The organism is Chryseobacterium oranimense, assembly GCF_900129755.1.
Lineage (GTDB): Bacteria > Bacteroidota > Bacteroidia > Flavobacteriales > Weeksellaceae > Chryseobacterium > Chryseobacterium oranimense.
Window position 1 is genome coordinate 154,283 of record NZ_FQWT01000003.1, and the last position, 10,349, is coordinate 164,631.

Annotated in this window: 7 protein-coding genes; 1 reads left to right on the forward strand and 6 read right to left on the reverse strand. The window is 40.9% G+C overall.

Annotated features, from left to right (window positions below):
• The first annotated feature begins 177 nt into the window (after positions 1-177).
• On the forward strand, positions 178-1,665 hold the full coding sequence (locus tag BUB03_RS11295; RefSeq protein ID WP_073063131.1) for an aminotransferase-like domain-containing protein: 1,488 nt from the start codon (positions 178-180) through the stop codon (positions 1,663-1,665).
• A 213-nt stretch (positions 1,666-1,878) separates the two neighbouring features.
• Here BUB03_RS11295 and BUB03_RS11300 read toward each other — a convergent pair whose 3' ends face one another.
• The 6 genes from BUB03_RS11300 to BUB03_RS11325 are packed head-to-tail and all read right to left on the reverse strand — an operon-like array spanning position 1,879 to position 10,348.
• Positions 1,879-3,063, reverse strand: a complete 1,185-nt coding sequence (locus tag BUB03_RS11300; RefSeq protein ID WP_073063134.1) for a PepSY-associated TM helix domain-containing protein — start codon at positions 3,061-3,063, stop codon at positions 1,879-1,881.
• Positions 3,064-3,065: 2 nt separating this feature from the next.
• A complete protein-coding gene (locus BUB03_RS11305) occupies positions 3,066-5,507 on the reverse strand; it encodes a TonB-dependent receptor (RefSeq protein WP_083538905.1) in 2,442 nt (813 codons plus the stop codon).
• Entirely contained in the window at positions 5,494-6,882 is a 1,389-nt protein-coding gene (locus BUB03_RS11310) for an AMP-binding protein (RefSeq protein WP_073063137.1), read from the reverse strand. The genes BUB03_RS11305 and BUB03_RS11310 overlap by 14 nt, the downstream gene beginning before the upstream one ends.
• A gap of 4 nt (positions 6,883-6,886) precedes the next feature.
• Entirely contained in the window at positions 6,887-7,132 is a 246-nt protein-coding gene (locus tag BUB03_RS11315; RefSeq protein WP_040995130.1) for an acyl carrier protein, read from the reverse strand.
• Position 7,133: 1 nt separating this feature from the next.
• Positions 7,134-8,537: an MATE family efflux transporter gene (locus tag BUB03_RS11320; protein ID WP_073063140.1), complete on the reverse strand. Its 1,404-nt coding sequence runs from the start codon at positions 8,535-8,537 to the stop codon at positions 7,134-7,136.
• On the reverse strand, positions 8,534-10,348 hold the full coding sequence (locus BUB03_RS11325; RefSeq protein ID WP_073063143.1) for an IucA/IucC family protein: 1,815 nt from the start codon (positions 10,346-10,348) through the stop codon (positions 8,534-8,536). Before BUB03_RS11325 ends, BUB03_RS11320 begins: the two co-directional genes overlap by 4 nt.
• Position 10,349 lies beyond the last annotated feature (1 nt).

A 10,349-nucleotide genomic window follows, 5' to 3' on the forward strand; every position in this document is an offset into this window, starting at 1 on the left:
CGAGCTACGTGTTATTTAATTCGGAGATTAGAAGTTTTAGACTTCTATTTAAGCATTAACTTGAAATTAATATTATCTCGTATCTCGTATCTCGAAACCCGCAACCCACAACTTTAATTTTATTCACTCCAAAAGTAGTATATTGCCGGACCATTAAAAGGTGCCAGTTTTAATATTATGGATAGTCCGGTTAAAATTCCTTATCAAAGTTTTATTGAAATCGACAGAAATTCAGAAACATCGATCTATATGCAGATTGCCAATCAGCTTATTAATGCTATTCAAAGAGGTTTTCTGCCTTACGGAACCAAACTTCCCGGGACCAGAGCTTTCAGTGAAGTTTTGAACATTCACCGGAATACGGCAGTTGCCGTTTATGATGAACTATCTGCACAGGGCTGGGTAGAAAGCCTTCCGAACAAAGGGACTTTCATTATTGGTGAACATCAGGAGAAACCTGTACAGATGAAATATTTTGAAAAGAACAGCCTTCAGAACTATCCCAGGGTAACAGGATTTTCATTTAAAAGCTCAAATATTTTAGACAATCCTTTTGAACATTCGGACTGTGAATATGTTTTTAATGATGGGGTTCCGGATATAAGGCTGACTCAGATCGGCCAGCATTCAAGGTTTTACAGTTCGATTCTCAAGAGGAAATCCAATCAGAAAATGCTGGGGCACTACAATCATGACGGCAGTGAATTTTTTAAAGAACATCTTTCAAGATATCTTAATCTGTCCCGGGGGCTGCCTATTTCAAAGAATAATCTTCTCATTACCCGCAGTACTGAAATGAGTATTTATATTGTTTCCGAAATTCTACTTTCTGAAGGAGATACCGTATTGGTTGGGGCTTTGAGTTATTTTTCCGTGAATATGATTTTTCAGAAAAAAGGAGTGAATATCTTATCAATGCCTATTGATGAAGAAGGGATTATCGTGGAAAACGTCCGGGAAATCTGCAAAAAACGGAAAATCAGGATGCTTTACCTTACCCCGCACCACCACTATCCCACTACCGTTGCATTGAGTGCCCAGCGAAGGCTTGAACTGCTGGATCTTTCCTATGAATACGGTTTTGTGATCTTAGAGGATGATTACGATTATGAATTTCATTATGATAAAAGCCCGATTCTTCCTTTGGCAAGTGCTGATACCAATGGAATGGTGATTTACATAGGTTCGTTCGGAAAGTCTCTGGCACCGGGATTCAGGACAGGTTTTATTGTAGCTCCCGAAAATCTGATGGCTGAGATGCGAAAATATCTTGGAATTATAGACCGTCAGGGTGATATTTTAATGGAAAAAGCCCTGGGTGAAATGATTGAAGAAGGTGAAATAAACCGATATCTGAAAAAATCGTTAAAGGTTTATCAGGAAAGGCGGGATTATTTTGCTGAACTTCTGGAAGAGCATTTAGGAGCGCTGGTACAGTTTCAAAAACCATCCGGAGGTCTTGCTTTCTGGCTGGAATGGAATGTCCCTGTCAATCTGATGCAGCTGAGCAGGAATTGTGCAAAGGACAATCTTTTTATTCCGAAAACACTGCTTTACCAAACCAAGAATCTGACTGCTATGCGAATAGGCTTCGGGAATTTCAATGCTGACGAAATGAAAAGAAGTATAGGGATTTTTGCGAAAAATGCCAGGAGATTGCTTTAAATGTGGATGTTATCTCTCGTAGATTTTGCAGATGGAGCAGATTTTTGAGTATGACGTAACCTTATAGGTTTTAAAAACCTATAAGGTTTAAATTAAAAGTAATAGTTTCCCGCGGATCACATGAGTCCCACTGATGTTTATGTTTTTGTATGTACAGATATTTGGTATAAAAAAGTGCAACTGTTACGTTACACTTTTTTGAATTTTTATTTTTTAATTTGATAAAGGTTTTACTTTGACCTTCTTTCTCTTCGGTTTTTTCTTTTTTCTGTTGAGATAAATAATGAATCCCGTGATGGGAAGTGATGCGGCAATCATGCCTGCAAAGAGATATAGGATCCTGCCGGTCAGTCCAAAAATGCTACCCATGTGAAGGTCATAATTCCTCGCTCTTAATGCAGTTCCATATCCGATATTTTTGTTATTATACAACTGATGTTTTAAAATCTGACCTGAATACTGGTCAAAATTAAACTGTTCATTCTGGTATTGCCTATTGCCATAGGTAACTTCAGCATAATAGGTTCCTTCATCCGTTTTCGGAAAGGTGATAAGAGCAGATTTCTTATCAGCCAGGCTTTTTTCCACTCTGTTTCCAACTATATCGATAATATTCCCGGGTTTTGAAGATCCTTCGGAAGGAATTGTGCTTTTGGCTTTCTGATCAGTTTTTGCTTTTCCGTTCAGGGTATTTTTCATCCATTTATCGAAACCTTCAAAATTCCAGATCAATGCGGCATAAACAATAAGAAGCAAAGGAATAACCGTGTAAAATCCTAAGACATTGTGCATATCATAATTGACTCTTTTCCATTTTGCAGATGTTTTGATGAAAAACATTCCTTTCAAAGCTTTCTTATTCATCTTCCGGGGAAACCAGATCACCAATCCGGAAACCAGCATAATCATTAGTGTAAGGGTAGAATATCCTGTAATAGTTTTACCTATCTTTTCTCCCAGTAAAAGCCTGCGGTGAAGGTCCATTACGATCTCAAAAAAATCATTCTTTGCATTTTCCACTTCAAGAACTTTTCCGGTAAAGGGGTCTATATAAACCCTGTAATAATGGATATAAGTGCCCCAGTAAGTCAAAGCCTGATCGTTCATTTTCAGGGAACGGAATGCATAGCTTCTTGTAGGATCGGAGGATATCTCTACCCTGCTCACTTTCAGGCTATCCGGCAATGCCTGTTCCGCTTTTGTTTTAAGAACAGAAAACGGAAGCTTTTCCTTTTTAACAGTTTTAACAAAATATTTTTCCGGATTTATGGCATGTTTCAGTTCTTTTTCAAAAGCAAGGATACATCCTGTAACTGCCATTATTACAACTATAAGCCCGGATGTGAGTCCGAGCCATAGATGTAATTGATATGCTGTCTTTCTCAATACAGAGTTCATGATTAAAATTTAAGGCTGACCTCTGCAACAAAGTTACGGGGCATCTGGGCAACTATAACACCCTGTCCTGCAAAATACTGTACATTTCCTAAATTATTCATTTTAAATCCTAATCTGTATCGTTCTTTTTCAAGGGATACGGAAGCATTTATTAAAGTATAAGCCGGGAAGGTAAACTGTCCGGTAGTAAGGTTATCTACAGTAAACTGCTTCCCTACACGGTTCACACCAAAACCTACCCCAAGACCTGAAAGTCCCTTGATCGGCAATACGTAGCTCACCCATGAATTGAATACATTCGCAGGCCCTGAAGATGATGGACGGCGGCCTTCTACGTTGGCTGCAGCTCTTACAAACTTACTGTCGTTATAAGAATACCCTGCTATAATGTTCAGTCCCTGAATGGGGTTCATGGTGGTTTCAACTTCGAATCCTTTACTTCTCTGTTCTCCGTCCTGGATCGTTACATTATAGTTTGTTCCGTCTCGGGTCACAACATCTGTTCTTAACATATTATCAACCAGAATATCATAATATCCAACCGTAAAATTTACCCTGTTTCTCCAAAGATTACCTTTAAATCCTGCTTCCCACTGATTGGATCTCTGCGGCTTGAAATCCCCGCTGTAATCTGAAAGCGGCTGCGCAACCGGAACTACATTGCTGAAACCATTCATATAGTTGGCATACGCTGATAAATGCTCTTTTAAAATCTGATAGGATAAACCTAATTTTGGAGACCATGCATTCTGATTGAATGTTCCTGTACTGATATTCTTAATTAAATCAAGCTGTCCTTTACTTTCATAATGATCGAAGCGTAAACTCAGCAAAGCAACCAAACGTTCCGTAATATATACTGCATCAGAAATATAAGCACCATACATATTGCTGGATGCTGTATTTCTTACTAAAGGTGCTGTAGAACTCTGAATTTTTTGTAATGCCAGATCTCGGGATATATTACCATATGTGCCCGTTACCGGCGGTACTACCGGCGCTGTAGGATTTCTGGGATCAATATAATCAAATACAACAATCGGAGAAAGGTTATTATTCTGAGACTGGTTTAAATAATCTAAGCCAACTAGAAGTTTATTTTTAATATTTCCTATCTTGAATTCCCCGTTAAAATTCTGCTGAAAACTGGTAGATGCTCCTTCGCCATTCTGCCACTGTACATTACGCTCCAGAAGATTATCCGTAGCTCCTCTCATGAACTGGTACTGGTACAATCCCTCCGTTTTCCTGTAGTTTCTTGAGATCAAAGTCTGTGAACTCCACTGATCTGAAATTTTGTAATTCACCTCAGCCTTTACGTTGATGGAAGGTGCCTTTAAGCTCATGTCATTATTGGAATATGATTTTTTCCAGTCGTATCCAAGCTCATCCGGAGTTGTTGCAATAAAGGGTCTGGTCCTCGGTAAAAAGATAATCGGGGTGTTGGTTCCTTCGTAGGTGTAAATCTGAGCACCAAGACTGAATTTCAGTCTGTCATTCACCTGGTAGCTTAATGTAGGTGCTACAAACATCGATTTTCTGAACTCAGAATCCCTGAATCCGTTCTGATACTGGTAGGCAGCATTCAAACGGAACAATGTTTTCCTTGAATCCGTAATCGGGCCGTATACATCAGCCGTCACACGGTTCAGGTTATAGCTTCCCAAAAGATAAGAAACCTCGCCTCCGAAATAATCTTTAGGTTTTTTCGTCACCACATTCACCAATCCTCCAAAAGAATTCACCGTACCTCCATACAAAGTCCCGGAAGGTCCTTTGATGACATCCATCCGTTCAATATCTGCAGGGTCAATTTCCGAGTTGGTGGTTGCGGGAACTCCATCTACCATAGAAACCCTGGTTGGGAAACCTCTTAAATTATAATAAAAACTTCCGTCGCCTGCTCTTCCGGCACTTCCCTGCATTTTTACAACTCCCGGAGCATTTTTCAAGGCCTCAGACACGTCATAAATAAGCTGCTCTTTAAGGATCTGCTGGTTAATGCTTGTGTAGAACTGTGGATTTTCGATGTTTTTCAACGGCATTTTAGAGACGGAAGTACTGTCTTTATCCAGAAATTTGTTTCTGCTGAAAGCATACACGGTAATTCCCTCAATAACATTATTTTCTACGGAAGAAGTGTAAATTGCCGGAATTTCAAAGACATCTTTTTCGATGCGGATCTGCTCCCGCATCAATTCAATATCATTCAGAACCACCTGAAGCGTATATTCTCCCGGTGGCACATTATCAAAGTAATATTCTCCCGAATTATTGGTTTTTGCCTGATATGGCGTATTTACCAACCTTAAAAGCGCATTCTTTACGGGCACTTTTTCAGACAGCATGATCTTTCCGTTCACACGTTCATTCTGCTGTGCAGAAACAAAATGTGGAAGGCTGACAAGTAATAAAAGCAATATAGGGGTTTTAAATTTTTTCATGCTGTAAATTTTGTAGCAGAGGATAATTGATTTTGCCGTTTTGTGATAATGGAAATGATTCTATGTGTTCGGTGCGTACATACTGCGGATTGATCCGCAGCTTATTCTTAATGGTTTCCGTAATGATCTGGGGATCTATCTCTTTGTTGTCATACAGAACAATGATTTTTTTGTCATTGCCGTTCAGACAGACCACTGTATTTCCTTCCAGCTCATTTTTAAGAATAAATTCTACCTCATCAAGGTTGAGACGAATTCCGAAAAGCTTCATGATGCGCTTGATTCTTCCTGTGATGTAGTATAATCCGTTCTGCCCTCTTCTGCCCGTGTCTCCTGTATGAAGAAACTTCGGCTGCTCGTAGGTAGACAGATCTTCAAGCTTGTTGGCATAACCTCCGCTGATGCTTGAATGTAAGAACAGCAGCTCATCCGTTTCAGGATCGATCTGGAAGCTTCCGCCATATACCGGTGTCCCGATAGAGGTTTCCTCTTCAAGAAGCCCATCTGTGGTAAGGTAGGCCATTCTTCCGCCTGCTTCGGTTTGTCCGTACTGGGCAAAGAACTGTTTGTCGAATTCATGGCAGTAGCTGAAAATAGTTTTCCTCAGCTCAGCATTAATGACACCTCCTGTGTGAGTCATGTATCTCAGGCTGGTGCTGTCTTTTCTGAAAAAACCTATTCTGTTCAGGTTTTCATACAGATACGGAACACCGCCAAGTGTGCTGTAACCATATTCCTCCATTTCGTCCCAGAAGGCTTTCTGCATAATGTCTTTATCCGTACATACTATTCTTCCCGCCCGCATGCAGTTGGTGGTAAAAATAGAAAAACCGTACACGAAATTAATCGGTACGTTAAACGGAACGACATCTGTTTCCAGGATCGGCATGTACTGAAGGATGCTGATGGCATTCTGATAAAGGTTTTCATCGGAAAGCTTCACCAGCTTCGGAATTCCGGTGGTTCCGGACGTACTCAGCAGGATCTTGATTTCGGGATGAATAACCACTTCAGATTTATAATCTTTTTTAGCAAAAATTTTCACCGTTTCCGAGAATTCCTTCAGCTCATATCCCTGAACCTCATCTCTGGAGGGATCAAAGATATATTTCGGGCGGTACTCTGCTTCCAGACGCTCTTTAAACTCAGGGTGAAGTTTCTGTCCCAAAACGGCAATAGCATGGGCCGTCCCGTAAAAATTGAGCAGAACCTCAACACTGGACAGCTGGTTATCATTGTACAAAAAGATCAATCCTTTCTCTACAGGATTAAGGCCTAAAGACCGGTACAGCGTTCCAACGGGCGTGGTGGCACCGCTGGAAGCATCTGTAAACAAGAGGGTCTTGTTGGCAATTACATTTTCTAAAATTTTCATATACTTAGTTTTCTACGAGTACATCGTATTTTTTCATTTTTTCTCGAATCTTCCCGACGGTTCCCATTTCAAGGATGTCGTTGAAGTCAAACTTTACCTGGTAAAACTGTTCCAGGGCTTCTACAATAAGCAGATGTGACATAGAATCCCATTCAGGGATTTCCTGATAGGTAAGATTTTCATTTACCAGTTCTTTTTTTACAGCGATTGCTGATGCTATAATTTCGTAAAATTCGTCTGTTGTGTGCATTTTAAATTTTTATAGTTTTCCATTTACCATTTTTGAAGATCATTAGGAACAAAACAGCCAGTACAATTTCCGAAGAAACAATGGCAGTAAATATTCCTTTCAGTTCCCACTGAAGCCTTACCCCAAGCAGATAAGCCAGAGGAAGCTGAATCACATAGAACATGATCATGTAAAGCAGGGTTACCTGCATAATATTACCGGCAGCATTGAGCGCACGGCTGATCACCATTGTAAAGCCCAATAAAAGATAAGCCATAGACACCACGTGGATGTACTGTACGGCGTATTGGGCTACCTCGGCTTCTTTAGTGAAGAAACTCACCACATATCCGGCAGCAAATTGCCAGAATATGGCAACCAATATCAGATAAGTCATATTGATTCCTCCGGCTCTCCACACCGTTTTTTCTGCACGGTCAGGGTTTCCGGCGCCCAGATTCTGTCCTGTAAGAACGCCTGCGGCATTTCCTATTCCCCAGGCAGGCATTGTAGCCACGGAGGCAATTCTCTGAGCGATAATGTATCCTGCAAGTGCCGTAGTCCCGAAGGTTGCGATAATCTTAACCATAATCAGCCAGCTGGAAGCAGGAACAATATACTGAACCAGGCCTCCCAGGGCGATTTTCATGATTTTCTTAAGCAAAGGCAGATCCATGCGAAATTTCATCAGAATATTGACACTTGTTTTGCGGGTAAGAAGAATAAAGAACTGATATAAAACCGCCAGCAAACGTGACAGAACGGTGGAATAAGCCAGTCCCATCAATCCGTAAGCAGGAATAAAACCCAATCCGAAAACAAGAATTACGGCAAATACCATACTTGAGATATGGCAAAGCCACAGGGACTTCATCGCAAGATCGGCATCTCCGGCACCCCTGAACAGCCCGTTGATGGACAGGCGCAGAATCACCAGACCGATGCTTAAAAAGACCAGTCTGGAAAAAAGAAGACCATTTTCAACGATTCCTGTATCAAATCCAAGAAAGCTGATGATTTCTCCTGCGAAAATGAATGACAGACCACCGATCAGTAAAGCAAATGCAGAAGCCAGCAATATGATGTAGTGGGCAGTTCTTCCCATGCCTTCCTGATCCTTTTCTCCGGCTCTTCTTGCCGTCAGTGTTGCTGCAGCTATACCCAAACCAATGGCAATGGCATTGGCAAAATTGATATAGTTATCAGCAATTCCTACAAGACCGAGAACCTTATCTCCCAGTTTTGCTATAATTAAAAGATTGATACTGACAAAAGCAGATTCCATCACCAGTTCCATGACCATAGGAATCGCCAGGCTGAAGATAGAACGGTTAATGCTTCCTGAAGTGAGCTCCGATTTTCTCCCCGTCATCGCTCCGTACGCAAATACAGAACCTTCCTTTACAAGATGCAGAAGCTTTCTCATACTGCTTCTACAGGGTTTTTATTAGCAATCTGAAACAGAGGATTCGGCAATGCACCATCCTTTTTTGGAATGGCAAATGCTTTGTTTTCACTGTAACCTCCATTTTTCAGGCGCAGACTGTTGATGTAAAATCTTTTGAATGCAGGAACATACAGGTCATATTTTTCATAACGCTCATTCAGATGGGGATTATGATTTTTATAATTCTCTATACATTCATGAACAAGGGTCCAGAAGGTCTCTTCCTCAAGGCCTGAATACGTATGCAGAACATTGGATAGATATCTGAAAAATGCATCAAAAACGCCCAAAAGAATTGACAACGGAACATTTTCCTTGTTGGAAGACTGGATCAGTCCGTCTGCCAGATGATCGGGAAGTTTTTCCCTTGCTTCTGTGGTCAGCACAATATCATCCACAAAATCTTTGATCACAATTCTCTGCGGTACTCCGTTTTTCAGGACCACCATGATGTTTTCTCCGTGAGGTGTTACACAAAGAGAATGGGTATAATAAATGTGAAGAAGCGGGGTAAGATAAGCGTCCAGATAATCTTTGATCCACTGTTGAATACTGATTCCTGCCTGTTCTGCAAAAGCCTGTACCAAAGGAACTCCGCTCTGATCTACAAAAAGAAGGGAAGCCATGGTGAACATTTCTTCGTCTTCTTTTAAATATTGACAGGCACTTTCACGCCATAAAGCTCCAAGGAATTCATTGTACTGGTATGGAACGCCGGTAATTTCACTGTACTGAGGGTGCAGGTAAGCAATAGAAGCTTCTTCTCCTAAAAATATCGTTCCTTTTGTTTCCAGATAGGAATCGTCTTTGATGAGTCCTTTTACCCAGTCTGTAATGGCCGGAGCGATTTTCATCTGCTTAGGCGACAGTCCCCTGATGTTTCCTGTGCTTAGAATGGAAACCGCTGTTTTCAAATATCTTTTTTCAGGATGATCCATATTAAACAAAGTTCTGATACTCTGTTGAGGGCTGTAGGTATCACTTCCTTCCCCTAGGAGCATTAAAATACCGGATGCAATATCTCCTGCAAAATGAATTTTCAGCTTATTTTCCCACTGCCAAGGGTGCACCGGAATCAGATTATAATCCTGAACAGATTTTCCTGCATCAGTAAGTTTTTGCTGAAACTCTTCAAACAGGTTATCCCCCATTTCGGAACGGTAAAATCCTTCCTGATCGATATGTTTCAGCGATTGGAAAGCTGACCTGTCGTTATGTGCCGCAAGCCACAAAACTTTTAAGTCCTGTCCTGCTTCCGGAGCAAATTTTTCAAGATCGGCAGGGGAAAATCCTAATCTGCTTTTATTGACGATCACCCACGGATGGCCTGTCATCTGATGCTCTACTGTCTGGTAGTTGCTTAATGCAAGCTGTTTTGAAGACATTACCCCTCTGGATAAGATCAGTGCATCACAATATAAAGTATGAAGCAATTCTTCAGTATACCGGGCTAATGTATTGGCATCCAGATCAAATATAATCTGCATTTCAAGAAAGAACCTGGCGATATCTAGTGTTGAGGTTTTTACACCGTTCTCGAGCTTTTCAATACTGTCTTTATCAATATGCCAGTAATCCATCATTCTTTCCTGTCCGCGGAAACTGTATTTGATATTTTTAACTCCGGTTTCAAGTTTAAATACGGTAAATCCGGATTCATCCTGAAGTACGGGAATCGGTTTCAGCCTTTCTTCATGCATCAGTTCTGCAATGGTCTTAGCCATAAGATCCCTGTTGGCCTGCAGCCAGATTTTCTGGCTGATGGTTGTATTATTTAAAGTGGTGTTCATT